25 protein-coding genes are annotated in these 26651 nt (G+C 62.5%); 15 read left to right on the top strand and 10 right to left on the bottom strand.

The window, feature by feature from the left end; translation table 11 throughout:
* Nucleotides 1-11 precede the first annotated feature (11 nt).
* From HDC29_RS00820 to HDC29_RS00870, 11 genes are all read left to right on the top strand, one after another.
* Nucleotides 12-656 carry a hydrolase gene (locus HDC29_RS00820; RefSeq protein WP_179493574.1) on the top strand — a complete coding sequence of 215 codons (645 nt, stop codon included), beginning with the start codon at nucleotides 12-14 and terminating at the stop codon, nucleotides 654-656.
* A 153-nt stretch (nucleotides 657-809) separates the two neighbouring features.
* Complete coding sequence (locus tag HDC29_RS00825) at nucleotides 810-1640, top strand: alpha/beta fold hydrolase (RefSeq protein WP_179493575.1); 831 nt, start codon at nucleotides 810-812, stop codon at nucleotides 1638-1640.
* Nucleotides 1641-1646: 6 nt separating this feature from the next.
* Entirely contained in the window at nucleotides 1647-1955 is a 309-nt protein-coding gene (locus HDC29_RS00830) for a GNAT family N-acetyltransferase (RefSeq protein WP_179493576.1), read from the top strand.
* Entirely contained in the window at nucleotides 1948-2841 is an 894-nt protein-coding gene (locus tag HDC29_RS00835) for a pirin family protein (protein WP_179493577.1), read from the top strand. Before HDC29_RS00830 ends, HDC29_RS00835 begins: the two co-directional genes overlap by 8 nt.
* Nucleotides 2842-2937: 96 nt before the next feature.
* Nucleotides 2938-3900 carry a retropepsin-like aspartic protease gene (locus HDC29_RS00840; RefSeq protein WP_179493578.1) on the top strand — a complete coding sequence of 321 codons (963 nt, stop codon included), beginning with the start codon at nucleotides 2938-2940 and terminating at the stop codon, nucleotides 3898-3900.
* 82 nt (nucleotides 3901-3982) lie between these two features.
* Nucleotides 3983-4432 carry an OsmC family protein gene (locus HDC29_RS00845; protein WP_179493579.1) on the top strand — a complete coding sequence of 150 codons (450 nt, stop codon included), beginning with the start codon at nucleotides 3983-3985 and terminating at the stop codon, nucleotides 4430-4432.
* Nucleotides 4429-5367, top strand: a complete 939-nt coding sequence (locus HDC29_RS00850) for a hypothetical protein (RefSeq protein ID WP_179493580.1) — start codon at nucleotides 4429-4431, stop codon at nucleotides 5365-5367. Before HDC29_RS00845 ends, HDC29_RS00850 begins: the two co-directional genes overlap by 4 nt.
* Before the next feature lie 5 nt (nucleotides 5368-5372).
* Nucleotides 5373-6407: an alpha/beta hydrolase gene (locus HDC29_RS00855; protein ID WP_179493581.1), complete on the top strand. Its 1035-nt coding sequence runs from the start codon at nucleotides 5373-5375 to the stop codon at nucleotides 6405-6407.
* Nucleotides 6408-6443: 36 nt separating this feature from the next.
* Entirely contained in the window at nucleotides 6444-8195 is a 1752-nt protein-coding gene (locus HDC29_RS00860; RefSeq protein ID WP_179493582.1) for a monovalent cation:proton antiporter-2 (CPA2) family protein, read from the top strand.
* Between the two features lie 259 nt (nucleotides 8196-8454).
* Nucleotides 8455-9387, top strand: a complete 933-nt coding sequence (locus tag HDC29_RS00865) for a hypothetical protein (RefSeq protein WP_179493583.1) — start codon at nucleotides 8455-8457, stop codon at nucleotides 9385-9387.
* A gap of 185 nt (nucleotides 9388-9572) precedes the next feature.
* Nucleotides 9573-10460 (top strand): LysR family transcriptional regulator, encoded by an 888-nt coding sequence (locus tag HDC29_RS00870; protein ID WP_179493584.1) that lies wholly within the window; start codon nucleotides 9573-9575, stop codon nucleotides 10458-10460.
* 32 nt (nucleotides 10461-10492) lie between these two features.
* On the opposite strand, the gene HDC29_RS00875 is transcribed toward HDC29_RS00870, so the two are convergent.
* Nucleotides 10493-11374, bottom strand: a complete 882-nt coding sequence (locus tag HDC29_RS00875; protein WP_179493585.1) for an AraC family transcriptional regulator — start codon at nucleotides 11372-11374, stop codon at nucleotides 10493-10495.
* 295 nt (nucleotides 11375-11669) lie between these two features.
* Here HDC29_RS00875 and HDC29_RS00880 point away from each other — a divergent pair, with 295 nt between their 5' ends.
* Entirely contained in the window at nucleotides 11670-12410 is a 741-nt protein-coding gene (locus tag HDC29_RS00880) for an SDR family NAD(P)-dependent oxidoreductase (protein ID WP_179493586.1), read from the top strand.
* Between the two features lie 284 nt (nucleotides 12411-12694).
* Here the strand turns inward: HDC29_RS00880 and HDC29_RS00885 are convergent, their stop codons facing one another.
* Nucleotides 12695-13654, bottom strand: a complete 960-nt coding sequence (locus HDC29_RS00885) for a zinc-binding alcohol dehydrogenase family protein (RefSeq protein WP_179493587.1) — start codon at nucleotides 13652-13654, stop codon at nucleotides 12695-12697.
* A 259-nt stretch (nucleotides 13655-13913) separates the two neighbouring features.
* Entirely contained in the window at nucleotides 13914-14816 is a 903-nt protein-coding gene (locus tag HDC29_RS00890; RefSeq protein ID WP_179493588.1) for an AraC family transcriptional regulator, read from the bottom strand.
* A 91-nt stretch (nucleotides 14817-14907) separates the two neighbouring features.
* Here HDC29_RS00890 and HDC29_RS00895 point away from each other — a divergent pair, with 91 nt between their 5' ends.
* Nucleotides 14908-15654: an SDR family oxidoreductase gene (locus HDC29_RS00895; protein ID WP_179493589.1), complete on the top strand. Its 747-nt coding sequence runs from the start codon at nucleotides 14908-14910 to the stop codon at nucleotides 15652-15654.
* Nucleotides 15655-15777: 123 nt separating this feature from the next.
* Here HDC29_RS00895 and HDC29_RS00900 read toward each other — a convergent pair whose 3' ends face one another.
* On the bottom strand, nucleotides 15778-16755 hold the full coding sequence (locus HDC29_RS00900) for a zinc-dependent alcohol dehydrogenase family protein (RefSeq protein ID WP_179493590.1): 978 nt from the start codon (nucleotides 16753-16755) through the stop codon (nucleotides 15778-15780).
* 232 nt (nucleotides 16756-16987) lie between these two features.
* On the opposite strand from HDC29_RS00900, the gene HDC29_RS00905 reads away from it, so the two are divergent.
* Nucleotides 16988-17902, top strand: a complete 915-nt coding sequence (locus HDC29_RS00905; RefSeq protein ID WP_179493591.1) for a LysR family transcriptional regulator — start codon at nucleotides 16988-16990, stop codon at nucleotides 17900-17902.
* Between the two features lie 133 nt (nucleotides 17903-18035).
* Here HDC29_RS00905 and HDC29_RS00910 read toward each other — a convergent pair whose 3' ends face one another.
* The 3 genes from HDC29_RS00910 to HDC29_RS00920 form a co-directional block, all read right to left on the bottom strand.
* Nucleotides 18036-18494 (bottom strand): VOC family protein, encoded by a 459-nt coding sequence (locus tag HDC29_RS00910; protein WP_179493592.1) that lies wholly within the window; start codon nucleotides 18492-18494, stop codon nucleotides 18036-18038.
* 116 nt (nucleotides 18495-18610) lie between these two features.
* The gene (locus tag HDC29_RS00915) at nucleotides 18611-20416 is read right to left on the bottom strand and encodes an amidohydrolase (protein WP_179493593.1); all 1806 of its coding nucleotides are present in this window, start codon (nucleotides 20414-20416) and stop codon (nucleotides 18611-18613) included.
* A gap of 169 nt (nucleotides 20417-20585) precedes the next feature.
* Nucleotides 20586-22124, bottom strand: coding sequence for an alginate export family protein (locus tag HDC29_RS00920; RefSeq protein WP_257017978.1), 1539 nt, complete (start codon nucleotides 22122-22124; stop codon nucleotides 20586-20588).
* A 300-nt stretch (nucleotides 22125-22424) separates the two neighbouring features.
* Here HDC29_RS00920 and HDC29_RS00925 point away from each other — a divergent pair, with 300 nt between their 5' ends.
* Nucleotides 22425-23363, top strand: coding sequence for a LysR family transcriptional regulator (locus tag HDC29_RS00925; protein ID WP_179493594.1), 939 nt, complete (start codon nucleotides 22425-22427; stop codon nucleotides 23361-23363).
* Nucleotides 23364-23409: 46 nt separating this feature from the next.
* Here HDC29_RS00925 and HDC29_RS00930 read toward each other — a convergent pair whose 3' ends face one another.
* The 3 genes from HDC29_RS00930 to HDC29_RS00940 all read right to left on the bottom strand — a co-directional run bounded on the left by HDC29_RS00930 (nucleotide 23410) and on the right by HDC29_RS00940 (nucleotide 26590).
* Nucleotides 23410-23565 carry a hypothetical protein gene (locus HDC29_RS00930; RefSeq protein ID WP_179493595.1) on the bottom strand — a complete coding sequence of 52 codons (156 nt, stop codon included), beginning with the start codon at nucleotides 23563-23565 and terminating at the stop codon, nucleotides 23410-23412.
* Between the two features lie 95 nt (nucleotides 23566-23660).
* Nucleotides 23661-24122 (bottom strand): cupin domain-containing protein, encoded by a 462-nt coding sequence (locus tag HDC29_RS00935; protein ID WP_179493596.1) that lies wholly within the window; start codon nucleotides 24120-24122, stop codon nucleotides 23661-23663.
* 191 nt (nucleotides 24123-24313) lie between these two features.
* Nucleotides 24314-26590: a TonB-dependent receptor gene (locus tag HDC29_RS00940; protein WP_179493597.1), complete on the bottom strand. Its 2277-nt coding sequence runs from the start codon at nucleotides 26588-26590 to the stop codon at nucleotides 24314-24316.
* Nucleotides 26591-26651: the final 61 nt, after the last annotated feature.

Genomic DNA, 26651 nt, shown 5'->3' on the forward strand with positions numbered 1-26651 from the left:
AGGACAAATCCATGACGAGTGAACCGATCCGCAATCCCTACACCGACCAGTTGCTGTCGCCGGAAAATTCCGCGCTCATCATCATCGACTATCAGCCGATCCAGGTCTCCTCCATCCGCTCGATCGGACGCGAGGAACTGGTCTTCAATATCACCAGCGTCGCCAAGGCGGCGGTCAACTATGGTCTCCCGATCGTACACTCGACCGTCAATGTGGCGACCGGGCGCAACAAGCCGCCGATCCAGGAGCTGCAGGACGTCATCGGCCATCTGCCCACCTATGACCGCACCTCGATCAACAGCTGGGAGGATTCCGAGTTCAAGGAAGCGGTCAAATCGCTCGGCCGCCGCAAGCTCATCATGACGGCGCTCTGGACCGAGGCATGCCTGACGTTTCCGGCGCTCGATGCCATCCAGGAAGGATATGAAGTTTATGTGCCGGTCGATGCGGTCGGCGGCACCTCGCTGGCCGCGCATGGCGCGGCGCTGCGCCGGATGGAACAGGCGGGCGCAAAGCTCATAAGCCGGGTGCAGATGTATTGCGAACTGCAGCGCGACTGGGCGCGCGAGGCCACCGTTCCGGGCTTCATGGACGTCTTCGAAAGTTTCGACGGGTTCAATCCGGAGAAGGCGGCGGAAGCAGCGCGCGTGCTTTGAGCCGATCAACTTCTGTCGGGCTTTGAAGTCAGTACGCTTCGTGCATCGGCCGAAAAGCCCGAGCAGCACCGGCCGCCCCTGCGGGCCGGTGCAGTCTTAACCGGCAGAATTCCACTCCCCCCAAATTCCACGTCCCCGCAAAGGAAATTTCCCATGTCGACCATCACCACCGCCGACGACGTTAGCCTTTACTACAAGGATTGGGGGCCGAAGGACGCGCAGCCCATCATGTTCCACCACGGCTGGCCGCTGAGCGCCGACGACTGGGACAACCAGATGCTCTTCTTCCTCTCCAAGGGTTACCGCGTCGTGGCGCATGATCGGCGCGGTCACGGCCGTTCCGACCAGACCGATACGGGGAATGACATGGACACCTATGCCGCCGATGTCGCCGCTCTCGTGCGCACGCTCGACCTGAAGAATGTGATCCATGTCGGTCACTCGACGGGCGGCGGCGAAGTGATCCGCTATGTCGCCCGCAGCGAGCCCGGCCGCGTCGCCAAGGCTGTGCTGATCGGTGCGGTCACCCCGATCATGCTGGCGACGGATCGCTATCCGGGAGGACTGCCGATGTCGGTATTCGACGGTTTTCGCGAGGCGCTCGCCCGAAACCGCGCGCAATTCTTCCTCGATATCCCCACCGGTCCCTTTTATGGTTTCAACCGCGGCGGTGCCGCGGTCAGCGAAGGGCTGATCCGCAATTGGTGGCGGCAAGGCATGATGGGCGGCGCGAAGGCGCATTATGACTGTATCACGGCCTTCTCCGAGACCGATTTCACCGACGATCTCCAGGCCGTGTCGCAGCCCGTGCTTCTGATGCACGGCGAAGACGACCAGGTGGTTCCGGTCGATGCATCGGCCCGCGAGGCGATCAAGCTGCTGTCGAATGGCGCGCTCAAGACATATCCCGGGCTTTCGCATGGCCTGTTCGCCACGCATCCCGATCTCATCAATGCCGACCTTCTGGCTTTCTTCGAGGCGTGATGGACGATGAGCGAGGTTGAAGACAATCCCGCCGAGGGGCGTTTCGAACTGGAAATCGACGGCAGTCACGAGATCGCGGCCGCCTATTACCGCGTGAAGGGCGAACGGATCGTCCTCACGCACACGATTGTCCCGGAACGCTTCTCGGGACAGGGAATCGGTTCCAGACTGGCGCGCGGGGTCTTCGACGCGCTGCGCGAAAGTGGCCGCAAGGCAATCCTGCTCTGCCCGTTCATGACCGCCTACTTCAAGCGTCACCCGGACTATTCCGACGTCGTCGACGGCGCCGACAACCAGGAGAATTTACATGATTGAGATGGTCATCGAACAGCGGCGCCGCGACCTCGGCTCGGGCTTCGAAGTCGGCCGCGTGCTGCCCTTCGCGAAAAGACACATGATCGGGCCGTTCATATTCTTCGACCATATGGGACCGCTCGACCTGCCGCCAGGCATCGATCGGAGCATGGACGTCCGCCCGCATCCGCACATCGGTCTGTCAACGGTGAGCTATCTCTTCTCGGGCCAGATCATGCACCGCGACAGTCTCGGCTTCGAGCAGGCGATACGGCCGCAGGAGGTCAACTGGATGACCGCGGGCCGGGGCATCACGCACAGCGAACGGCTCGAATATGCACGCGAACATGGCGATCGCGTCCATGGCATCCAGGCATGGGTCGCGCTGCCCGACGGGCAGGAGGAGATCGCGCCGTCCTTCTCGCATCACGCCGGAGCCGATCTGCCGCAATGGGCCGAGGCTGGCGTGGCAGGTCATCTCATCGCAGGCAGCGCCTACGGCCTGACGGCCGGAGCCCAGACGCATTCGCCCTTATTCTACGCGCATCTCGAAATGGAGCCGGGGGCGATCGCCGAGATTCCTGGCGGTCACAAGGAGCGCGCGCTCTATGTGGCGGAAGGTGAAGTGGAGATGGACGGCACGACCTACGGTGCCGGAAAAATGCTCGTGCTCGACGCCGCCGCGTCGCGCGTCCGGGCTGCTGCACGGTCCACCGTGATGGTTCTCGGCGGCGAGCCGGTTGGCGAGCGCTTCATCTATTGGAACTTCGTGTCATCTTCCAAGGATCGTCTTGCGCAGGCGGCGTCCGACTGGAAGGCGGGGCTGATGAAGCTGCCGGATGCCGACGACGCGGAGTTCATCCCGCTGCCCGACGAGCCGGCTCCGCCCGCCCCGGCCATGTCGTGAACCAGGCTAGAATAGCCCGCCGGACCTTCCTCGTGCCGCCTGCTTGGTCACGCTCCGAGGCACCGACCGGCAAGTAATGAAAATGGAACCCGTTCAATGAGCGTTTTCAGACCGCTGACGCTGACCGGAGCTGTCTTGGTGTCGTCGATCTATCTGCCGGGTGATGGCTCCGCCCGGACGCAGGCATCGGCCGCGTCCCTGGAGGCAACCGCCGAGCGCGCAGACTCGGGCTCCCAAGCACTGCCATTCGAACTGACGGACAATCTTGTTCGCATCGAAGTGGAAGTGAACGGACAGAAACGCAGCGGCGTCCTCGATAGCGGCGCGGGGGCGATACTCATCGACCGAAAGGCAAGCCGCGAGCTCGGTCTCGATGAGGGCGCCCCGGCTGGCGATGCAGCGGGAGCCGGGAGCGAGGTCAGGCAACTTTTGCCGGTTACGCTGGGCCGTTTGACGGCCGGCCCCCTGACCTTCGAAGGGGTTGAAGGCTATGCGATCGATCTCGGCCATTTGACGAGCTCGGCACAGTTTCCGGTCGATGTCCTGCTCGGCGCGCCCGCTTTCCAGAACCGCACGGTGAGTGTCGATTATGCGCGGAAAGTCATCAGCTTCGGCTCGCCCGGGACCGCAATGGAATGTGCAGCGCCGATCGCGCTGGAGCTCGTACACAATGTTCCCGTCGTCGAAATCGAGGTCGAGCCAGCCAGCGACCAGCCGCCCGTGCGCCTGAAGGTTCTCGTCGATCTTGGAACCAGGCACAGCGCGCTGGTGCTCGGGGGACCCTTTGTTCGCAGCGATGCCGGGAAGGCGCTGGCGCTCCAAGGCAGGGCGAAGGAGATCGGGCACGGCGTCGGCGGCCGGGTGCAGGGTGCGGTGGTTTCCGTGCCGGAGGTCCGGGCTGGCGGGACAAGCTTCGGACCGCTGGAGATCAGCATGACGTCCGAGGTTCCCGCCTTCGAAAACGGAACGATCGACGGCACTTTGGGGGTGCCGCTCTGGAACGGAGGCGTGATCAGCTTCGACTACCCCGCGCGTCAGCTGTGTATCACGCGCAAGTGAGCTCCCGGACGGAATTGCAGCCCCTTGTCCGGGCCGGGCACTTCGCGGTCGTCAGGTGGGTAACAGATGGAAGGAAGGCCCGATGGCAGCACTTCGTACCCGGGTAACCGTCTCGGAAACCGGCCAAAGTCCGTTCGCGGTGCGCATCGAGATGGGGGCTCAGGAAATTCTCGGCGACGAGCCTGCCGCTGCGGGCGGCGGTGGCCTCGGCCCAAACCCGTTCGACCTGCTGGTTGCCGCACTTGCCGAATGCACTGCCATGACCGTGCGCTGGTATGCGCGGCGACACGACTTGCCGCTCGAACATGTGGAAGTGGTGGTCGATCACACACGCAGGCTGGTCGCTGGCGCGGCCGAGCCGGTCGATGTCTTCGACAAGGTCGTGTTCCTCCGCGGACCCGCTCTCGATGAAGAGCAACGCGCGCGCCTTATCGACGCCGCGGCCCACTGTCCGATCCAACGTCTGCTCGAAGGCTCGCCCCTGATCAACACGCGACCCGGACGGCCGCTCGGCGAGCTTTTCGATCGATGAAAGAGAATGTCTCTCCAACTTCTGCCGCCTGGACAAATGCTCGCAAGCCCGGACTTCTGCTGGCGGGTCTCGCCGCGGCCGGCTTCGCGGCGATGAGCGTTCATGTCGGGATGCTGGCGGCGGGGGCTCCTTTTCCGCTGCCGCAGCCCCCGCTTTGGGCGAGGTGGCTCAATGAAGCCTTCATCGCGGGCGGCCTGCTTATCTTCCTCCGACTTGCGAATCCCTCCCTTGGTCATCGCGGCTTCATTTTCCGGACACTCATCGCCTGTCTGGTCATGGCCGCCATCCAAGAAACGCTTCGCGTCGCGATCATGAGCGGGGTGGTGACCGGGGGCTGGGCTTATTCGGCGATTGGACTGATCAAGCCGCTGATCCGGGTAGTGATCGTCGCGCTTGCTTGCACCTTGGCGGTCCGGTGGGTGCGGGGTCCTTTCGGGCTTTTGGGTGCTGCTTTGGCGGTCGCCGCCGTCAGTGCCGCCGCGCGCAAACTCCTAGCTTATGTGATCGACCCATTCCTGGGGCAATTCGCCTGGCTTTCGCGCCCCGACCTCTATGCTTTTCCATATCCCTTTCACGTCACGTTTGCCGCCTATCTGTCTTTTGCGGAAGCCGTTGCGGGAGCTTTTCTGCTGACCCTGCTGGTTTGGAGCCATCTCCCCCAATCGCGGTTGCTCCGTTTGCTGGCGGCGGGGTTTCTTGTCGCGCTCATTAAAGGCGTCGTCGGCAACACGCTTCTCTACAGCAGCTTCACCGGCAGCTCTGTTGTCGAGGGCGTCCTGAGCTGGAGCCAGTTCCTCCTCGAGTTCTTCACCCTCGGCTGCCTTGTCGCCCTCGCCTGGGATGCCTTCGGCGGGGAACGGGAGCTTTCCCCGACCGCGCGACCGACAAGGGCCGGAAGCAATGGTGAGAACATGGCAAACAGGGAAGGGCCTTAGCGACGATGGAAGACCAGAAACCAGGTGTGACGATACCGGCGCGCACCATCCCCTTTCCCGCTTCGATAAGCGCCGAAGCACGCGCAGCGATCGAGCGGTTGGTGGGCGACGATGGCAGCGTGCTCAATGCTGCCTATGTCATGCCTGAACCGCACGATCACGAAGGCTGGCTACGCATGAAGGCGATGGCGGACGCGCAATATGCCGCGGCGGTCAAGGCTATGACACGGCAGCCGCGCGCGACCGTCGAGACGATTGCTGTGGGGGAGGCGACCTTCCATGTCGCCACCCCGATCGAGGAGTGGAGCCCGGGGCTCGCCTACATCGATTTCCATGGCGGCGCGCTGGTGTTCGGTGGCGGCGAGGCATGCCGCGCTGGTGCCCGCATCCATGCCGATTTGCATGGGGTTCGGTGCTACAGCGTCGATTACAGGATGCCGCCTCTGCATCCCTATCCTTCTGCATTGGATGACGGTCTTTCGGCCTATCGCTACGTCGCCGAGCGCCACGCTCCGCAAGATATCATCGTCGGCGGTCGTTCGGCGGGCGGGAATATCGCGGCCGCAATGCTGCTTCGGGCGCGCGATGAGGGCCTCCCCATGCCCGCCGGGCTTGTCCTCTTGTCGCCCCAGGTCGATCTCACCGAATCAGGGGACAGCTTCGAAACCAACCGTCTTGTCGATGTGGTCCTGCCCGGCTCGCTGATGTCCAACAACCTCCTCTACGCGAATGGCGCTGACCTCACGCATCCCTATGTCTCTCCGCTGTTCGGCGATCTGTCAGGCTTTCCGCCGACCTTCCTGCAGTCGGGCACTCGCGACCTGTTTCTCTCCAACACGGTACGAATGCACCGCGCCCTGCGCCAGGCCGGTGTGGCGGCCGAACTCCATGTCTTCGAAGCAATGCCTCACGGCGGCTTCGGCGGCGCGGCGCCGGAAGACCGCGACCTGCAGGACGAGATCGTACGCTTCGCACGCCAGCGATGGGCAGATGGCCCGACGCGGCCCGCTTCCCCCCAACCGCCCCACCCAGAGAACTGAGAATGTATATGGCCAATGAGAAATGGCTGGCCGACCATGGCTGATGTGAGCTTGGGGCAGACGATCGGACCCGCGGTCGCGCTGATGGGCGCGGCCGTCGTTGCGGTGCCGCTCTTCCGGCGCCTCGGGCTGGGCTCGGTGCTAGGATATTTCGCGGCGGGCGTGCTGATCGGCCCCTCGGTGCTCGGTCTGTTCACTGATGCGCAATCGATCCTTCACTTTTCCGAACTCGGGGTCGTGATGTTCCTGTTCGTTATCGGTCTCGAACTGCGCCCGCCCAAGCTGTGGGCGATGCGCGGCCAGATCTTCGGGCTCGGGCTGGTCCAGGTCGCCGCCGCGATCGCGGGGTTATCGGCAACCGGCGCACTGGTTTTCGGCCTGCCCGGTCCCGTCGCCTTCATTGCCGGGGCAGGATTTGTCCTTTCTTCGACAGCCGTCATCATGTCGGTGCTGCAGGACCGCGGCGAAATTTCGAGCGATGAAGGGCAGAAGTCGGTTGCGATCCTTCTGTTCGAGGATTTGATGATCGTTCCATTGCTCGCGGTCGTTGCTTTCCTTTCGCCAATGTCCAGCGGACACTCGGGCTGGACCGAGGTGCTGATTGCGCTTGCCGCGATGCTCGTGTTGCTCGGAGTGTCGCGCTGGGGCCTGAACCCCTTTTTTGCGCTTCTCGCGCGCGCGCGGACGCGCGAGGTGCTGACGGCGGGCGCGCTGCTTGTCGTGCTCGGCGCAGCGCTGTTGATGGATGCCGCCGGACTGTCGATGGCGATGGGCGCCTTTCTGGCCGGGGTCATGCTGTCGAGTTCCAGTTATCGTCACCAGATCGAAAGCGACATCGAGCCGTTCCGCGGTCTGCTGATGGGACTGTTCTTCCTCGCCGTCGGCATGTCGCTCGACCTCGCGGTCGTAGCCGCCGAATGGCGATTCCTTCTCGCGCTGCTGCTCGCGTTCACAATCGCGAAGGGGCTGGTTGTCTATGGGGTCGCGCGGCTGTTCGGCAGCTCCAGCCACGGGGCGCTGCATCGGACCTCGATGTTTCTGCAGGGCGGCGAATTCGCTTTCGTGCTGTACACCGCAGCGGCAGCGGGCGGTGTGATCGACGCCCGGCAGAACGCGCTCTTCGCGACCGTCGTCATCCTGTCGATGGCGTTGACTCCCTTGCTGATGCTGGCTGCCGACCGGTTCCTGCGCTCCGAGGCGTCGATGGAGGGGGTCGATCATGCCCGAAACTTGAAGGGCCGCATCCTGATCATCGGGTTCGGGCGTTTCGGGCAGATCGCCTCGCAGGCGCTGCTAGCCAAAGGAATTGATCTGTCCGTCATCGACAATGATCCCGACCGCATCCGCGACGCCGATCGATACGGGTTCAAGGTCTTCTTTGGCGATGGTGCGCGGCTCGACGTGTTGCGGCATTCGGGGGCGGGCGGCGCCGATGCGATCATGATCTGCATCGACGATTCCAAAGCCGCGATGCAAATCGTCGAGCTTGCGCAGCACGCCTTTCCGCAAGCGCGACTACTGGTCCGAAGCTATGATCGGGGGCATGCGGTCGAGTTGATCCGGGCCGGTGTCGACTATCAGATCCGCGAAACGGTCGAATCCGCCTATCTGATGGGTGCGGCCGGGCTTCGCTTGTTGGGTTTCGTCGAGGCGGATATCGAAGAGGTCGCCGAGGACATTCGTCGCCGCGATACCGAACGTCTTTCCGAACAGGTTCAGGGCGATGCCATGTCGGGAAGCGATCGACTACTCCTTCAGCCACGCCCCGAACCACTGGTGCACGGCTGAGCGGCCCGCTATGCGCGGCAGCAGGCATCGGTGGAAGGCAAGCTGTGGAGAGTCGCTCGGCGGCCGATCCGGCCAGAAGGACGCCGCCGTGGATCAAGTGCGCGCCCCGACGGGATTGTCGACGCATGGTTTCCGGTTCGTCCGGCGGTCGGACGAAAATGACAATGCGGCCGATGAGAAACAGGCAGGGTAAAAGGAAAACATGCGCGTAATCTCACGTCGTACCGCCCGCACAATGATATCGCGCGATCGGGGGTCCTTGCGGCTGGTCCATGTGATTGCGCTGTCTATTCTGGCGGTGGCGGCGACACCGGCATTCGCATCCGCGGACTCGCCGGCACCTCCTTCATCGGCGCGTGCCCCGGAAATACGGCTGCCCTCGAAGACGGTAACCCTGCCGATTGTCATGGTGCGCGAGTTCCCCTTTATCGAGGGTGAGATCGCGGGCGTGAAGGGCAAGCTCATGCTCGATACCGGCATGCAGGACGGCCTGGTCATCAACGACCATCGTGTCCCGCTCACCGGGGGTACGAAGATCGGGACCGGGCATTTCGGCAGCGGCCAGGCCTTCGACATCCGGCTACACGCAGCCGTTCCAGACATTCGGGTCGGCAATCTTCGTCATCCGCGCGCAACAAATGTGAGGAGCCAGGATGCGCGCATGCTGGAAAAGATCGCGCCCGACTTTCTGGGCTGGGTTGGCTTTAATTTCTTTGCCGATCACGCCATCAAGATCGACTATCGTCGGCTGGAAGTGACCTTCTATGAAGCCGGTGATAAGAGCTTCATCGCCGGCGAGAAAGTCATCGCGATCCTGCCATTCGAAACCCGCAAACTTCCGAACATCCCGGTTTTGCCCGCGCGTATTGGCGATCTCGACGCCATCGTTACCCTGGACACCGGCATGTATGGATCTCTCAATATCCCGGAGGAAAAGAAGGCGGGCCTGATTGCCAGCGGCCTCCTCAAACCGGCGTCAGACCCGGACGCTCACGATCTGTCGGGCGTTCGCCTCGCGGACATGGTCGACGGCAGTTTTCCTGCGCTCGAGGTTGAAGAAGGGCCATCGCCGAGTGCAAAGTCGGTCGGTATCACCGAAGACACCGAACTCGAGCTCGGCTTCGTGTTCCTGGGAAACTACAAGACCGTCTGGGACTATCGCCAGAAGCGCATCTACCTTCTAGCGCCCTAATTCCTGCCCGAATCATAACCGACTTCTTAGCGACGGGCCTTGCCCGCGAAGCCTCTCTGCCGAGGATCAAGGGCGGCGCAGAATATGTTTGCGCTAGGCGCAGGGAAATGGACATTGTAACCTCTGCCAAAGCTCGGGTAACTTGAGGTCCTGTCGCCTTTGTCGGCGACATGTGGAATGCTCAATTGAACATCGAAGAATTGCGAACATTTGTGGAGGTCGCCGACGCAGGAGGGGTTTCGCCCGCCGCGCGCAGACTAGGCGCCTCCAAGTCGATCGTCAGCCGGCGCCTCCTCCGCCTCGAAGCGGATCTTGGTGTCCAGCTTCTTGCCCGCACGACCCGCGGCGCGGCCCTAACGGAAGCCGGCGCCACGTTCCGCGATTATGCGGCGAAGGCCTGCGCCGAGATGGACATCGCGCGGGAAGCGGTCGTGCCGGCGGGAGAGCTGCGCGGCAGGATTCGCATATCCGCTCCGCTGACCTTCGGTCCGACCCATATTGCTCCGGTGCTGGCCGAGCTGGCACGCCGCAACCCGCTTCTTCAGGTTCAGACGTGTTATACGGACCAGTTCGTGGATCTGATCGCCGAGGGTTATGACTGCGCGATCCGGATCGGTCACCTTCCCGATTCCAATCTGATCGCGAAACGCTTTACGTTCATGTACGGCCACCTCTTTGCGAGTCCGGAATATCTGAAGGTGCGTGGCGCCCCTCAGAAGCCAGAAGATCTTGTCCACCATGAGGCGCTCATGCAGGGCACCGAAAGCTGGCAACTGACCGATGGCGACAAGCCGGTCACGGTAAGGCCCCACGGTCGCTTCAAGGCGGACAACGGAACCGCGCTGATCGCCGCTGCAGTGGCGGGCCTCGGGATCGCCTATCTCCCGGCAAGCCTGGTTCAGGAGCATGTGGCCTCGGGGGCGCTGGTCCCGGTGATGCCTCACCATCCGCCGCCTCTCGCGGGTGCCTATGTTGTTCGTCCACCGGGACAGCATCCGACGCGAAAAATCCGGGTCCTTACCGAATTGCTGATCGAATATTTCGATGACTCGCGGCCTCTTCCATCGCCATAATCGGGAAAGTTTCGTGGCCTTGGGGCGCGGTGCTAGCGCTGCAGATCAGCGACGGGCGGACTGCCGAACATTTTTTTATATTCGCGGCTAAACTGCGATGGGCTTTGATATCCGACCTCATAGGCGACACGCGCGACGTTCGCGCCGCCGGCGGACAAGAGTTTTCGCGCCTCGATAAGGCGCATTTGCCGCTGAAAGGCGAGCGGACTGTATCCCGTTACGGCTTTGAAATGCCTGTAGAAGGACGTCGCGCTCATTCCGGCCGATGACGCGAGGTCGGCGATGACGACCGGCTCGCGGTTGTTGGTTCCCAACCAATCGGCCGCGGCCTTGATCTGCCGCACCCGATCATCGCGCTGGACGATCTGACGCAGAGTATCGCCCATCGGGCTTTGCAGCAGTCGGTAATAGAGCTCGCTTTCATAGTGCGGTGCGAGCATCGCTATATCGTCGGGCGTGTTCAGAAGGCCAACAAGGCGGGTGAATGCCTCGCCAATCGCGCCCTTCATTTCTCCAGCGGCGACCGCGCAGGCCCAGCGATCCTCGCCGCCGGGCATATCGAGCACGATGCGCGTCAGCTTGTCGATATCGAGATGGAGGCTGAGGCCGACATAGGGGCGTTCGGGCGTCGCGTCGGTGAGTTGATGGCTATAGGGTAAGCCGAAGGATGAGGCCGCGCAGGTGCCGGCCGCCATCTCGAAGCGGTTGGCCCCCATGGTCAAGACCTTGGTGCCCCTTGCGACCGCATAAAACAGGGGTTCGAACACCGCCGAGACGGAAGGGGTCGGCCTTGTGCTCGTCCATACCGTCAATCGCGGAATTGGCGTCGCGCGTCCCACCAGTCCCGGAAGGGGCGCGATATAGGGTGCGATATCGCGCAGGAGACGATCGGTGGCGGGGTCGGATTGAGACATGCTTCCCAGATGGGAATTTGGCAGGATTAGGCAAGCCTAAGGCAAGATCGGGAATGTCTCCGCGGTCCCGTCTTCCTATCTGTCAGGCCTGAAGGAGAACCAAGGCTATGACCGAGCAGACAGTAACCACTGGCTGGGGTGTTTCTCAAATAAGCCGGATCGGAAATCTCCAGCAGTGAGCGCGGCCACCTCTTGGCCCGAAGACGCGCAGGGGAGAGCGCTCGGCTGCGGCGCCGCCGGACCAAAATTCGGTTCCGGCGGATGCGAGTGAATCAGGAAAGAAAAGGACAAGATCATGATCGATTTGAATGGAAAGCGTGCATTGGTCACGGGCGGGTCGCGGGGCATCGGAGGCGCGATCGCGCTGGCGCTGGCGGAGAATGGCGCGGACGTTGCGTTTACTTACCAGAGCTCGGCCGAGAAAGCTGCAGCGGTCGTCAAATCGATCGAACAGCAGGGCCGCAGGGCGGTCGCTATCCAAGCCGACAGTGCGGCGCCCGGGGACATCCAACGCGCGGTGAGCGAAGCGGTTTCGGCGCTCGGCGGACTGGATATTCTCGTCAATAGTGCGGCTATCGGTCACAGCGGATATATCGCCGACATCGACGCGAACGACTATCAGGCGCTGATGGACGTCAATGTGCGAGCGCCCGTGCTGTTCGCAAAGGCAGTCATTCCGCATCTTGGCGAGGGTGGTCGTATCATTTCGATCGGTTCGGGCCTCGGCGAGCGGGTTCCGTTCCCGGGTGTGACAGCTTATGCCATGTCCAAGGCAGCACTCACCGCATTCACGCGAGGCCTTTCGCGAGAACTCGGGCCGAAGGGCATCACCGTCAATCTCGTCCAGCCCGGTTCGACCGATACCGATGCCAATCCTGCGGACGGGGAAGCGGCCGATTTTCAGCGCAGCCTGACCTCCCTGGGGCGCTATGGCGAGCCGCGCGAAGTCGCGAACGCCGTGGTCTTTCTCGCAAGCTCCGCTGCGAGCGTGATCACCGGTGCGATCCTGACCGCCGACGGAGGCGCGCTCGCCTGAGCCGGTCTCGTGGTTGCCGGTCGTCCGGTGCAATTGGCGCGGCACCATAGCGTCGCGCCAATTGCACCGTGGCCGGCGAGGCGGGGCCGGCCGCATGAAATCGCAAAGGCCGACCGGTCGCAGAACTCGGCGCCGCAACGAGAAGCTTCAGGGGACGTGCCGACCTGCCAGCTTCATGCGCGAGTTTTGAATGATTTGCATGGCGACTTGCCAAAGGCTGCGCCGACTCCGATCGCTCCCGGCAGCCGGCGGGCCAGCCAGGCCCTCAGCGATAATTATTGATGTCAGGGTATCAGGATTATGCGGCCGAAAACCCTCTCATTCTCGGCGTAGCGGTGTGCGGCGGCGGCCTCGGAAAGCGGGAACCGGCGATCGATCGGTACGACTAGCCTGTTTTTCGAGAGGTCAGCCAGCATTGTGTCGACCGCGTCCCGGACCACCGGACGCGTCAGCAGGGGCCCCATGAACACGCCGTGGATCGACTGATTGCGCTGCACGGCCGGCCATAAATCAGCCGTCAGGGACGCGCCCCCAGCATTACCCACGGCAACCAGCGTCCCTTCATCACGAAGCACGTCGAGAGATGTAGCCAATGTCGAACCTACCGGATCGATGACGAGGTCTACGCCGCGCTCCCCGGTGACCTCGCGAACCGCAGCCGCAACAGGTTCGACGCTGGGGTCGATGATCCGCGATGCGCCCAGTTCCGCAAGCTTCTTTGCCCTATCCTCGCCTCTCGCCACGGCAATGACGTTCGCGCCGGCCGCGCGGGCAAGTTGCACCGCTGCGATGCCGACTCCGCCCGCGGCGCCTTGAACCAGAACGCTACTGGGCTTCGACAGTCCGCCTCGCGTGAACAGGCAATAGTGCGCGGTCCCAAACCCGATCGGGATCGCCGCGGCCTGGGCGACACCGACGTCAGGCGGAAGCAGCCAGGTCTGGCGCCACGGGACCGCGCGCAACTCTGCGTGAGATCCCTCAAGGTTCCAGGACGTCACCCGATCGCCGACCTTGCGATCCATCACGTCGTCGCCGACCGCCAACACCGTGCCTGCTGCGGCATAGCCAAGGATATGACCGGGGGCCCTTGGCGGAGTGCTGTGGCGGCTGATCAGATCGCCGCCTTCGATCGATATCGCCTCGACGCGGATTAGCACCTCTCCAGGGGCGACATCGGGATCGGGTGCATCGACAAGATGAAGGACTTCAGGTGGCCCTTCATGGTCGTATATCGCTGCTTTCATTGCATATCCTTTGCGGACCCGGCGCAGTTCCGAATATTCGGTGCGGTCGCGGGTGTCGTCGCCTTTTGGGCCTTTTGGCTCTCCAGCGGCGCCCAAGTGGTATTGAAATTCGGCGGCGGTAGGGTCGGGGCGTGCCGAGCTGAGTTGCCGGAAGAGGAACGCTTGGCAGGCGAGGGCAGCGGCATTGCGCTGCGGCAGCTGCCGATTCCCCGAGGACTGCGGTGCGAGAAAATCCGGGCGAGTTTCCGCTACTACGAGCTTACGCCGCCCGTTGGTGGCGCGCGTAGAGTCCCGGAGGCATGCCGACATGCCGCAGGAAGGCAACACTGAAACTACTGGCTGAGCCATAGCCGACCCGCTGGGCCACCTCAGCGATCGGTGTTTGTCGATCCCCCAGCAATTGTTTCGCCAATATCATACGCCAGTGCAGCAGATATTCCATCGGCGCCATGCCCACGGTGCGGCGAAAGCGATCGTAGAACGCCGATCGCGACAACGCTGCCGCCTTGGCCAATCGCTCGACCGTCCAGGCGGCGTTTGGTTCATCATGAATGAGCCGTATGGCGATTGCGATGCGATCGTCGCCAAGCCCGCGAAGCATGCCGCTCGGGCAATCGGGTCCCGTCGCGCGCAGCGCTTCGATGAACAATATCTCCATGAGCCGGGCGAGGATCACCTCTCGCCCCGCGCGTTCGGCCCGCGATTCGTCCGCTGCAAGCTGGAGCAGTGTGGTCAGTCGTTCATTTCCGCGCGCGTGGATCAGCGACGGCAGGAGCGACACGAGCAGCGCCGCATCGGTGGAGCCAAATGTACAATAGCCGACGAGCATTCGCAGGTTGGGCTCTGCTGCAGGATTGCCGATGCGGTACACGCCGGGACGCATCTGGATCGGCACGCTGTCCAGGCCGCGAGCAGGGGCGGGGTCCAGGCTGGTGAAGGTGAAATCGAACGCGGCGGGGATCAGCAGGAAGTCACCGCCAGAAATGCGAAGCGGTGCGCGGCCCTTGATCTCCAACTGGACAGCGCCGTCGAGCACCGCGCAGAAGAATGGCGTGCCTTGCTCTGAACGGCGGATGCGCCAGGGGCCGGATGCCTCGGTGAGTTTGGCGAAAGACAGGTCGGGCCTGAGCAGGCCGACGATCTGCGTAAGAGGATCGGTCATTTCCGGACGTTCGCTAACGAAGATTGGATATTCGATTGTAGAGTGTCCGGGCGGAATGTCTATCTGACAGCATGCTACGACAGGAGATATTATGCCCACTATCTTGATTACCGGATGCTCGTCGGGCTTCGGCTTGGAGACCGCACGCCACTTCGCAGAGCGGGGCTGGGACGTCATCGCCACCATGCGATCGCCGCGCGAAGACGCGCTGCCGTCCTCTGATCGCATTCGCGTCTTGCCGCTCGACGTCACCGACGCCGCGAGCATCGCTTCGGCCATCGCACAAGCAGGGCCGGTCGACGCGCTCGTCAACAATGCCGGAATAGGGTTCCTCAACGCACTCGAGGGCACGTCGATCGAGACCGCACGCGAAATCATCGAAACGAACACGCTCGGTACGATAGCGATGATGCAGGCCGTACTTCCCCAGATGCGCGAGCGCGGCGCCGGCGTGATTGTCAATGTGACTTCGTCCGTGACGTACAAGCCCTTGCCGCTGCTGTCGGTCTATACGGCGAGCAAGGCGGCGGTGAACGCATTCAGCGACAGCGTCGCCATCGAGCTCGAACCGTTCGGCATCCGTGTCCGCGTCGTCTTGCCGGGCCGGGCGCCGCAGACCAGCTTCGGTGACAATGCAAGGTCGCGCCTGACCAGCGGGTTTCCCGAACCTTATTCCGAACTGGTCCAGCAGGTTTTCGCCGGTTGGGAGCAGGATGCGGGACCGGTAACTTCGGTGAACGATGTTGCCGAGGCGGTCTGGCAGGCGGTCACCGACCAAGGCTCGCCGACGCACATCCCGGCGGGCGCGGACGCGATCGCCTGGTCGAACGGGAGCTGAGATAAGTGGGGGTGGCTATCGATCGATAACCGCCCCGCTTATCCGGCTATAAACGGGATAGGGCTCGGACCTTCGTCCACCTTCGCATATACCGCCCGTCCCGCGCCCTATCTCGCCGCGAGCCTAGCCCGCTATTTCGATCGCGACCTTGCCGCGAAGCCCGTGGGAGGCTCTGTTCTCCAATAGGTCATGGGCCTCGCCCATCCGCGAAAGCGGCAGTGTCGCGCCGATGATCGGCCGCACGAGCCCGCGTTCGACAAGTTTTGTGAGCGCATCCAGCTTGCCGCGATTCTGACGCGTGAACACGAAATGATAGGTGGCATTGCGGCCCCAGGTCTCGATAAGATTCTGCGGCTGGGCAATGTCGACGATGCTGACCACGCGCCCGAAGTCCGCCAGCGCCAGGGGGCTTCTGGTCAGCGCATCGCCGCCGATCGTGTCGAACACGATATTGACGCCTTCCCGATCGGTGTAGCGCGCCACCGCTTCGACATAGTCTTCGGATGTGAAATCTATCACCTCATCCGCCCCAAGCGATCGCACCAGCTCATGGTCGGTGCTTCTCGCCGTCGTGATGACCCGCGCCCCCATGGCCTTGGCAAGCTGAATGGCGATGGTGCCGACGCCTCCGGCCCCGCCGTGGATGAGGACGGTCTCACCGACAGCGAGTTGCGCGCGCGTGACGAAGGCTTCCCACACAGTTCCTCCGACGAGCGTGAGGCTTGCTGCTTCGGGATGGGAGAGGTTCCTCGGCTTGCGGCCGACGAGTTCGACATCGGCAACATGCTGCTCGGCATAGGAGCCCGCACCCCCGAAAATCTTCGGCGTGTAATAGACATCGTCGCCGGGCTTGAACTCGGTCACATGCGATCCCGCTTCCTCGACAACACCGGAAATATCGTGGCCGATGATCGCGGGTAGCGGTACATGATCGGCATAGTCGCCGCGGCGGATCTGGTAATCGAGCGGATTGAGGGCAGTCGCATGGACGCGCACCCGCACCTGCCGGGGACCCACTTCCGCAACGGGAACGTCGCGCATTTCAAAGGCATCATAACCTCCAAAGCGGGTCAGCACCGCCGCCTTCATCATCTTGGCCATTGTTCAAGCTCCTTCACATCAAGTTCGAAATGCATGGCCGCTTGGGGGTTCAGTCCAACGACCACGCGATGAAGAGCTATTTGACTTTCAGACATTCAAAGCGGTAGGCGCATGAAAAAGGAAGCTCTTTCAAAAGTCATTTGAAAATGTAGCCTATGTGTCATCCTCAGCGGCGAAGCGGATGTTCGATGCGTGGCGCTCTGCCGGCGCCGCACTATGACGGGAATGGACGATGGACTTCGACGATCTGGCCCTGTTTGTGCGGATCGCGCAGCTCGGGAGCATCAGCGCCGCGGCCCGCGATCGCGGCATGACGCCGGCGGGAGCAAGTGCACGTCTTGCATCCTTTGAGAAGCATCTCGGGACGCGCCTCTTCCACCGGACGACCCGCATGGCGACATTGAGCGAGGATGGTCAGGCTTTCCTGCCGCATGCCGAACATCTCATCGACGCGTCAAAGGTCGCTCGCGAGGCCCTGGGAGGCGGGCAGGCCGTGCCGCGCGGCACGCTGCGGGTCGCGGCTCCCTCCTCCTTTGCACGGATGCACATCGTGCCCGGCTTGGCCGCGTTCGTGCAGCGTTATCCCGACCTTCGGATCGACATGCGATTGTCAGACCGGGTTGTCGATCTTGTTGAAGGTGCGTTCGACGTCGCGGTCCGCTACGCCGATCTTGGCGATTCATCCTTCGTCGCGCGGCGAATTGCGCCCGACCGCCGGGTCCTTGTTGCGTCGCCTGACTATCTTGAACGCTGCGGCCGACCGCGTCGGCCCGCGGATTTGGACGCCCATGATTGTCTCGTCGTCGGGACCCTTGATCTCTGGTCCTTCAGGGGCGCGGCGGGAGAAAGCATCGAAAAGCGCGTTGCCCCGACATTGCGGATCGACGATGGCGAAGCGGTGCGCGATGCAGCCTGCGCGGGGCTCGGGATCGCGCTGATGGCAACATGGTGTGCCGCAAATGAGCTCCGCACAGGTTCGCTTGTGCCCGTTCTCGCGGAGTATCCGCTCATCTCGACCCAGACGCTTTGGGCGCTCTATCCCAGCTCACGCGAGTTGGCGCCAAAGGTCAGGGTGTTCATCGACTGGCTTGTCGAGCGCTTTTGGCCCGAACCTTATTGGGACGAAGGACTGGACATCCTGAGTTGAACGATGTCCCCGGCGGCGGGTGGCGCACCTTGCTCCCGTTCATGAGGCCGCGGCGACCAGTTGCTCGATGAAAATTGCGCGGCAAGGTCCACCACACGACCAGTGGGTCATCGGGACGACGTCGGCGAGCGGTTCAGGTGATTAGCTGGGCAAGCTCGATCAGGTTGCCGAATGGGTCCGCGAAGAAGGCGAGCCGGCGTCCGATCGCTTCGACAACAAACGGCTCGGCCACGATCTCTACCCCCCGCTGGCGCAGTTTTTCGACGGTCAGATCGACATTATCGACGGTCAGGCAAAAATGATGGTAGCCGGAGTAGGCAAGGCTGTCGCCGAGATCGGCATAGGGCCGCACGTCCTGCGGAGGCGGTTCGCCGCCACCCAGGATTTCGATCCAGAAATGATCGTCGGCGGGCGGCGCGATATATGCGAGCTTCTGGTCGCCGTAGCCCCACTCGGCGACCAGGCGGAAGTCGAGCTTCTCGATATACCAGCGCTTGACCGTCTCAAGGTCGGGGGTGCGAACTGCGACATGGTGGCCGCGCATGTCCGCAAAGGGCGAGGCGCGGAGCGCCGGGGGAATGACGTCAGCCATGGTTCGTCTCGGAAATGGGGGTTGAAGGGGGGCGTTTTAGCCGGCGCGGAATTAGTCGCAAACGGCCTGGGGCGGGCGCGAAGATTGCGTCCAATGAAGCAATCTTCGCGCCGTTGTCATTTATCCCCATAATAGCTGCCGAAGGAATTCGATGGGGACCAGGCGGGCAGAGCCGCGGGCAGTTTCGGCGTCTGATCGCTATAGTCCTGCGCTCCGAACACGACCCTCCCATCCATGATCGTCAGAACCGACGAGATGGATCCGATCTGATTTTCGGGCACGGTGAAATAGTCTCTGTCGAGGACCGCGAAGTCCGCCAGATTGCCGGGCGCGATGACGCCGAGTTCGGCTTCCGCATTCATGAACCAGGCGCCCCCGCTGGTGAAGAGTTTCAATGCCTCGGTGCGCGAGAGGCGGTTGCCATCGGCCAGCGCCTGCGATCCCGAAACGGACTTGCCGGTAACCATCCAGCTTATACCGACCCAGGGATTGAAGGTCGCCGCCCGGAATGCGTCGGTCGTCATCGCCAGGGGAATGCCGCTATCGACAAGGGCGCGCAGGCGCGGCGTTTCCAGTGCCTTTTCGAGGCCATGGGTCTTGATGAAACCATCGGCATGGAGCGCCATCTTGGCGTCGAGGGCGATACCGCCTTTCAGCCGCTTTACCCGCTCGATATTCTCCGGGCTGATCGTTTCGGCATGCTCGAGGCTCCATCGCAGACCGTCGAGCGGGACCGTTTCGTTCACCTTCTCGAGCGCGTCGAGGAAGGGCGTGATATTCTCATTGTAGCTGATGTGCATCCGGAAGGGGATGCGCCGCTTGATCAGCTTCGCCACATCCTGCTCGACGAAGCGGCGCATCTTTTCAGGCTCGATGACGACGGCCGGGCGATCGAAATTCTCATGGTCATGGACTTCTCCGGCAAGCACCTCGCCAGCGCCGCGATATTCAAGGCCATGCGCGAGGCCGGGGTGCAGATTTTGTCCCGGGCTTATCGGCGCCGCTTTCGTGATGGCCTCGATCTCCAGATCGACCATGTTCACCGGCCCGCCATCGCCAAGTTGAAGATCGACAAATGGCATTCGCACGTTGAGGCGGTTGTCGCGCGCAAGAACATCGACCCTGGCCTGGGCTTCGGGATAGGGCCACCGGCCGCCATTATCGATGATCGACGTTACGCCGAACCGGTTCAGGCCACGAATGGAGTAGATCATCGAGCTGACTTGTTCGTCGAAACTGGGCTGCGGAACCATCGCCTCCAGCGCGAGAAACAACCAGGTGTAGCCGTGAACGACCCCGGTGGGGTCGCCCTTGCCGTCCCGCTCGATCTCGACGTCGGGCAACTGAGGGAACCGATCGGTTCCGAGGCCGAGCGCCTCCATCGCCTTCTTGTTCAAATAGGCTCGGTTATAGGCATATTGAACGATCATCGGGCGGTCGGGGACCGCCTTGCGCAGTTCGGCCAGCATGGGAAAGCGCTTCTCTTCGAACTGGTAGGGCGACCAGCCGCCGATCACCTTGACCCACTGACCCTCGGGCGTGCGCCGTGCCTGTTCGCTCAGCATCGCGAGCGCGCCGCGAAGCGTAGGCACGCCATCCCAGCGCACATTATAGTTATAGGCGAGGTCGTTGAGGACGTGCGTATGCGCATCGACGATGCCAGGAATGAGCCTGCGGCTGCCCGCATCGATCACCTTGGTCCGCGCATTTTTCAGGCCGACGATTTCGGCATCCGAACCGACGAGATAGATGCGGCCATCCTTAACCGCCAACGCCGATGCTTCGGGCTGGGCACGATTTCCGGTGAAGATTTTTGCATTGATTACGATCAGATCGGCGCCGGGGTTATCGGGCGCCGATTGTGCCTGAGCCGCTGCGAAGGATATGGTCGCTGCGAAAGCGACGACTAGTTTTCTGATCATTTTATCCCCGTTCAACAGATTTATTGGAATTGTGCCCAGTCAAGGGCGGCGGCTTGAAAATCGCGGCCATGCCTCGACGACGCGGTGCGACGTCGGAACGGCTTTCGTGGCGACCGAGCGGCGTCGCCAGCGATACAATGCAAGAGATGCGTGCCGGCTGTCGCATGGGTCAAAAGCGGAAGGTCGCTTGGGCGCCGGCCATCTTGATCGTGCGCGCAGGGCCGGTGTCGCGAATGAACGGGCCCGGATCGAAGGCGCTGAGCGAAGCCGTCAGGTTCATCTGGGGGGTCGCTTGCCAGCTTGCGGCGAGCTCGATCTGCTTGCCGATAAAGCGTGCGTCGCTCTCTTTACCGCTGCGCACGAGCAGTCCGGGAAGGGAGTAGATTCCGTCGTTCCTGCTTTCCCGCCAATAGGCCACCCCGGTTAGCGACACCGCGATGTCCTTATGCGGATGAATCGAGACGGTCGGCCGCAAGTGAATGAGGTTCCGCGGACCGATTGGCGACAAGGCGCCGAAATATTTGCCGTTCGGAAAAAGGGCGTTGAGCGTCCCAAGCTTCGCGTCGTTCGGGTCGTCATCGCCCGAGACGATATCGGCGGTGAGGCCGATCGTGGGCCGCAGCGGCGCGTCCCGGAAGCGATAGCCTGTCTCGGCTCCCGCGCCCCACGCCGCCGACTTCTGGCCGGCAAATCTTCCGCGCTGTAACGCTGCCTCCACGTTCCAGTAAAAGGCGCCGTCGTCGCCGAATATTCTGGAACCGAAACTGTGCGCCACCTGCCTGCCGGCCCCTTGGTCGAAGACCGCGTTCCGGTCTCGCAGGCCGATATAATAGACATCGATTCCGTTCGCGCGCTTCGTGTCCAGCCACTGGGTGGCATAGAGGCCCCATACCGCCTTGCTCCGCGAACGCCGGTCGTTGAATGCCCCGGCCTTGGTATCGACCGGCTGAAGATGAAACGCCGTCACTCGCCGCGTAGCCCCGGTGAGGGTCGCTTCAAATCCATCAAAAGGCAGCGGAACGCCGGTCCCGTAGCGCCTGTCGATGAACCGTCCCGATCCCAGCGACACGAGCTTGCGCCCGGCGGACAGGCGCAGCGACGCATCGCCGGGCGCTGCGACTTCGACGTCGACAAACGCCTGCAGCATGTCGACGCCGGTGGTGTCTGCGGGGCCTTTCGGCCTGTCTGTTCCCGTGATTGCCGAGAGGATCGGCTGCGCAAACAGGCGAAGCTTGCCGAGATGAAGATCGGCATAAGGCATCAGGCGATGCCAAGCATAATCATCGTTGCCTGAAGATCCCCAATTTACATTCCGATAGGCTTCGTAGCGCGATCGCGCCTCGACGCCGGTCGTCAGGTAAATCCGGCCGTCGTCGCTGAGGGGAATATATTTAAAGGGCTCGGTCCATTCCCCCCTGCGATTTTCCGGATCCGCGAGATCCGACCAATCTTCCGAATAGCGTTCGATGGTCAGGGTCGGTGCCCGCTCCAGATTGGTTGAAACCTGCGCATCTGCCGCGAAAGGCAAGACCGGGAAGGCGGCAGCGGATATGATCCTCGCCAGCAGACCAGTCTTGCGCCTGCCGCAATGGCCCGATGCCGGATGGCTTGTCGCCCCCCCGAATTTGCGAGGCAGCATAGTAAGCTCCGACATGTGTCCGTTCTCTGCAGCACGGATGCTGCCGCCGACCTGCGACCCGGTCGCCATCGGCCGAGCCCCACCGGGCTGCTCGACAGCTGCCTCGCCCCCGAATGGTTTCGGCCCGGCGACCGCCAGCCGCCGAAATGCTTGATGATCGAACAGAAGGAAGAATGACCCCCTATCGGTCGGAAGCGGATTTAGTCCATGGAGAGGGGACACAGATTTTTCCTTGCGCGCCGTTTTTTGAGAAGTGGCCTAGGGTTAGCAGGGCACCCCTGTGTCGATTTCCAAGCGACTAGTGCCATTGCCTTTTACCCTTGGGTAGACCATCAGAACGCCACACCGTGTCGCGCAAAAGGGAACGATGTGCAGATAGAGGAACTGCGGACCTTCGTGGAGGTAGCCGACGCCCGCGGCATTACCGCAGCAGCCCGCCGGCTTGGCGTCTCGAAGTCGATCGTGAGCCGGCGGCTGGCCCGGCTTGAGCAGAATCTGGGTGTTCAATTGCTCGCGCGGACAACGCATGGCGCGGCCCTGACCGAAGCCGGCGCGACATTTCGGGATTATGCGGCAAGGGTCTGCAGCGAAATTGACAATGCAAGGGAGATCATTCTTCCCTGGGAGGATGTCCGCGGCCGGCTACGGGTCGCCGCCCCGCTTTCCTTCGGTCCGACGCACTTCTCTCCCGTCTTTTCGCAGATGGCGCAGCGACACCCGGACCTTCATATTCACGCCGACTACAGTGATCGGTTCGTGGATATCGTCGCCGAAGGCTATGACTGCGCCATTCGCGTCGGCCACCTGCGCGATTCGACCCTGATTGCAAGACGTGTCGGCCCCATATTCGGGAAGCTGGTCGCAAGTCCTGCCTATATCGAGGCGCACGGTGCTCCCGAAACGCCGGACGAGATCGTGCATCACGAAGCCATCATGCAAGGCACCGAGACCTGGCAATTCATGGACGGCGAAAATATCGTCCCGGTGAATCCCCGTGGGCGTTACAAGGCCGATAATGGAATATCCCTCGTGACAGCGGCGCTGGATGGGGTCGGGATCGCCTATTTGCCGGAAGCGCTCGTCGCGGATCACATCGCTTCGGGAGCGCTGGTGCCCATCATGACGCGTCATCCGATTCCGCCAGCGGGGATCTTCGTCGTAAGGCCGCCCAGCCAGCATCCCTCCCGAAAGGTGCGAATTCTAACCGATATGCTCATCGAACGCTTCGGGCAGTCGGGCATCGGTGCGAGCCTTGCGGACGCTGACGAGCAAGCGAAAATATCGGTGAGGAATAGCCGCAACATCTGAAGCCGGGCGGGGGCCTCGGCTTCTGGCTTCTTGTTCCGGTCAAAGCCTATCGCGCATCCGACCGCATCTGGCGTTTGAAAAAATAATGCAGCACGAAGTGCGCCGGCGATACAACCGCGACCAATTCCCAACCCTCGGCGCCGAGCTTACCGAGTTCGCCGTCATCAAGCGTCGTTTGAACGGTCAGATATTCCCATTGCATGTCATTTCCTTCCTGATCGTCACCTCGGACGTGGAGCGCGCGGGTCCATCGTGCATCCTCGATCGATCTTCCGCGTGCCCGCAAATTCTGTGGGCTTAGCTTAGGCTTGTCCCACCATCGGGCCGCCGAGGGCTCCATCCCGTTGGCGCGAGCTCGAAGCCGTCAAAGCTGAACCCTGGCGACACGATGCAAGACACCAGCGCCCAGCCGTCTTTTGCGTAGGTGCTTTGCCAGTGATTTGCCTCGACGACATGTTGAGGCGTCTCGCCTGCCCAGACATCGTTTCCGAGGATGATCTCGGAGATAGGGCCCGCATCGGTGGGCGAGGTAGACAGCAAGGCAGGTGACCCCGCGTGCCACAGCCATATCTCGGACGCGTCGACGCGGTGCCAATGCGACCGCTGGTCTTGTTCGAGCAGAAAATAGATGCTCGTGGCCGACGCGCGTTCGCCGCCTGGCGCAGCCGCCCTCCAGGTTTCGCGATACCAGCCGCCCTCGGGATGCGGCTCAAGATCCAGCATCCTTATCAGTTCGGTGGCGGAAGATGGTGTATTCATTTTCGAAACCTCGGTCGGATCGTGAGGGGGCTAGAGATCCAGATGTACCAACCCGCCTTCCGGTTCCGCCAAGCTCCCGAGCAACAGACATCTTCGATCAATTTGCTTGGCCTGCCGGCCACGCTGATGACTCCTCGGACAGACGCAATCGAGCGGGCGAAGGCCTTCCATCGCCCCGCATCGCCGAGCCGCTAGAAGCGCGCGCTCGCGTTCACCCCGATCGTGCGGACCGAATTATAACCCCATTGCTGCTGGATCGAAGTCGCGCCGCGCAGCACCTGGTCGACATTGTCGTAGGCGATGGCGGTGGGGACGAGTTCATCCGTGCAATTCTTGCAGAACAGCGAGAATTCGAAGCCCGATGCAAGGCGCACGCCAATGCTGGCGCCAAAGACGTTAGTCCCGCCCAGGCGCGTGAAAGGCGAGTTGTTCGCGGCGAAATTGACCGAAGAACGGCGGTTGTAGCTGCCCTCGATGAACGGAACGGCACCGCCCGTTTCGGGGAATTCGTAAATCCCCTGAAGGGTTGAAGTGAAGCGTGCCGAGGCCGGGGTGCGCAGCCCGGCGGCGTCGAACGTCCCGTTCTCGCCACAATCCGGCTGGCCCAGATAGCAGGCCGCGCCGACATAGGAGCGGAAATTGGAGTCGAGCAGCGTCGCGCTCGCATTGAAGGTGAGCCCCGTGACCGGCCTGATGACCGCGGTTGCCTCGATGCCTTGCGCCCGTACCTTGCCGGCATTGCCAACGGCGGTAACCCCGGTGCCGATATTGAGCGCCTGGACCTGGAAGTTTCGGAAATCTTCGCGGAATGCGGAAAGGTTGAGACGAAGGCGGCGATCGAACAGCACGGCCTTGATGCCCAGCTCGATGTCGGTGACGGTTTCGGGCAGGATTTTGAGATCCTGGTCCGGAACCGAGAAGGTCGGGTTGAAGGACGGACCCTTATAACCACGACTATAGGTAACATAGCTCATGATATCGGGGGTGAGTTCATATTGAGCGCCGAGCTTCCAGCTGAAGTCGGTGGTTTTGAAGGTCTGGCGGGCGGGCGGCGTGCGCGGCCCCAGCGTGGTGCCATATGGGCGGTCGTTCTGTCGCGTGTTGATCGTGATATAATCATTGGTCACGCGCCCACCTGCGATCAACTGCAGGCTATCTGTCAAATGGAGCTGAAACTGGCCGAATGCCGCGAGGCTTCGCAGCGTCTGGCGGTAAGTCGCATCGCGGCCGAGCGCGTTGGGCACCCCGCTACCCGCCGAACCCTGGAGAACCGTGGCGGTGTTCAGCTTCGAATAGAAGCCATAAAGGCCAAGCTGGCCGTCGATCAGGCCGCCCGGCGCGAGCGCAAGCCGAAGTTCGTTCGAATATTGATCATAGCTGCTGTCGTTCCGGTTGATGTTGAGAAGATCGGCGCTCGTCCCGTCGCCGTCGATCGCGAGCGAAAGATCGAATGTGCGCCAGGCCGCGATGTTGTTGAGTGTCAGCACGTCCGACAGGCTGAAGGTCGAGTTGAGTGAAATGCCGGACGTATCGACGCTGCGGTATCCGTCGCCATCCGAGCCATATTCCAGATTGCCGGGGCCAGCGGTGACGCCGTCGATCGTTTCGAGCGCCGGCCGGATCAAGCTGCCTGTTTCGGCGACCGAACGGAAGGTGCGATCAAAGACGCCGCCCACGCCGCGCTCGCGGCTGTGATCGCCGATCAGGTAGAAGCTGGTATCTGCCGAAGGCTCGAAAAGCAGCTTGGCCTTGACCGCGGTGCGGGTCTGGTTCGCGTCGAACCGATCGGGCGATCCGGCAACCTTGTCCGCGATCGGGCTCTGGTTCGAATGCAGCGCGTTGATGCGCAGCCCCAGCGTGTCCCCGATCGGCATGTTGGCCATGGCCTTCAAAATGATCCCCGAGCCATCGCCGGGCACCGTGTCCCGGTGGTTCGCCTCGAGGCTCAGCTTGCCTTCGACCCTGTTCAGTTTCGGCCGGTTGCTGACGATATTGAGAAGGCCTGCCGAAGCATTGCGGCCAAAGAGCAGGCCTTGCGGTCCCTGCAGAACCTCAACCCGCGCGACATCGTCGAGAATGCCGTTGCTCATGAAAAGCGGAACGCCGAGTGAGACCTCGTCGACCGATACGCCGACGCTGGAGTCGATATTGGGGGCGAAGACCAGGCTGCCGACGCCGCGGATACTGAACGAATTGTCCGCGCCGGTCGACAGGCTGGGCGCCGCGAGGCTGAGTTGGGAGAGGTCGTTGAGACGCCGGGAGGCGAGATCCTCGGCACCGACCACCGTCACCGCGATGGGTACATCCTGGAGATTCTGGCTCGAGCGCTGCGCGGTCACGATGATTTCGTCGGCGCCCTGCACCGCCCCGTTGCCGGCCTCATCCCTGTCCTGGGCATATGCAGGAGCCGCGGTAAGCAACGTGGCGGCCGTCATCAGGAGCATCGTCCGCGAAGCGACTTTTTTCATGATTATCCTCTCCAGGCGGCTGCTCGTGCAGCCGGCTCGTTTTTGTCGGTGGCCTGATTGG

Origin of the sequence: Sphingopyxis sp. JAI108, from assembly GCF_013410105.1 — a bacterium.
Taxonomy (GTDB): Bacteria; Pseudomonadota; Alphaproteobacteria; order Sphingomonadales; family Sphingomonadaceae; genus Sphingopyxis; species Sphingopyxis chilensis.

Excerpts from the sequence above, each read along its gene's own strand:
- HDC29_RS00820 (WP_179493574.1), top strand. The coding sequence starts at position 12 with ATGACGAGTGAACCGATCCGCAATCCCTACACCGACCAGTTGCTGTCG.
- HDC29_RS00825 (WP_179493575.1), top strand. The coding sequence starts at position 810 with ATGTCGACCATCACCACCGCCGACGACGTTAGCCTTTACTACAAGGAT.
- HDC29_RS00830 (WP_179493576.1), top strand. The coding sequence starts at position 1,647 with ATGAGCGAGGTTGAAGACAATCCCGCCGAGGGGCGTTTCGAACTGGAA.
- HDC29_RS00835 (WP_179493577.1), top strand. The coding sequence starts at position 1,948 with ATGATTGAGATGGTCATCGAACAGCGGCGCCGCGACCTCGGCTCGGGC.
- HDC29_RS00840 (WP_179493578.1), top strand. The coding sequence starts at position 2,938 with ATGAGCGTTTTCAGACCGCTGACGCTGACCGGAGCTGTCTTGGTGTCG.
- HDC29_RS00845 (WP_179493579.1), top strand. The coding sequence starts at position 3,983 with ATGGCAGCACTTCGTACCCGGGTAACCGTCTCGGAAACCGGCCAAAGT.
- HDC29_RS00850 (WP_179493580.1), top strand. The coding sequence starts at position 4,429 with ATGAAAGAGAATGTCTCTCCAACTTCTGCCGCCTGGACAAATGCTCGC.
- HDC29_RS00855 (WP_179493581.1), top strand. The coding sequence starts at position 5,373 with ATGGAAGACCAGAAACCAGGTGTGACGATACCGGCGCGCACCATCCCC.
- HDC29_RS00860 (WP_179493582.1), top strand. The coding sequence starts at position 6,444 with ATGGCTGATGTGAGCTTGGGGCAGACGATCGGACCCGCGGTCGCGCTG.
- HDC29_RS00875 (WP_179493585.1), bottom strand. The coding sequence starts at position 11,374 with ATGTCTCAATCCGACCCCGCCACCGATCGTCTCCTGCGCGATATCGCA.
- HDC29_RS00880 (WP_179493586.1), top strand. The coding sequence starts at position 11,670 with ATGATCGATTTGAATGGAAAGCGTGCATTGGTCACGGGCGGGTCGCGG.
- HDC29_RS00885 (WP_179493587.1), bottom strand. The coding sequence starts at position 13,654 with ATGAAAGCAGCGATATACGACCATGAAGGGCCACCTGAAGTCCTTCAT.
- HDC29_RS00890 (WP_179493588.1), bottom strand. The coding sequence starts at position 14,816 with ATGACCGATCCTCTTACGCAGATCGTCGGCCTGCTCAGGCCCGACCTG.
- HDC29_RS00895 (WP_179493589.1), top strand. The coding sequence starts at position 14,908 with ATGCCCACTATCTTGATTACCGGATGCTCGTCGGGCTTCGGCTTGGAG.
- HDC29_RS00900 (WP_179493590.1), bottom strand. The coding sequence starts at position 16,755 with ATGGCCAAGATGATGAAGGCGGCGGTGCTGACCCGCTTTGGAGGTTAT.
- HDC29_RS00905 (WP_179493591.1), top strand. The coding sequence starts at position 16,988 with ATGGACTTCGACGATCTGGCCCTGTTTGTGCGGATCGCGCAGCTCGGG.
- HDC29_RS00910 (WP_179493592.1), bottom strand. The coding sequence starts at position 18,494 with ATGGCTGACGTCATTCCCCCGGCGCTCCGCGCCTCGCCCTTTGCGGAC.
- HDC29_RS00915 (WP_179493593.1), bottom strand. The coding sequence starts at position 20,416 with ATGATCAGAAAACTAGTCGTCGCTTTCGCAGCGACCATATCCTTCGCA.
- HDC29_RS00920 (WP_257017978.1), bottom strand. The coding sequence starts at position 22,124 with ATGGCGACCGGGTCGCAGGTCGGCGGCAGCATCCGTGCTGCAGAGAAC.
- HDC29_RS00930 (WP_179493595.1), bottom strand. The coding sequence starts at position 23,565 with ATGCAATGGGAATATCTGACCGTTCAAACGACGCTTGATGACGGCGAA.
- HDC29_RS00935 (WP_179493596.1), bottom strand. The coding sequence starts at position 24,122 with ATGAATACACCATCTTCCGCCACCGAACTGATAAGGATGCTGGATCTT.
- HDC29_RS00940 (WP_179493597.1), bottom strand. The coding sequence starts at position 26,590 with ATGAAAAAAGTCGCTTCGCGGACGATGCTCCTGATGACGGCCGCCACG.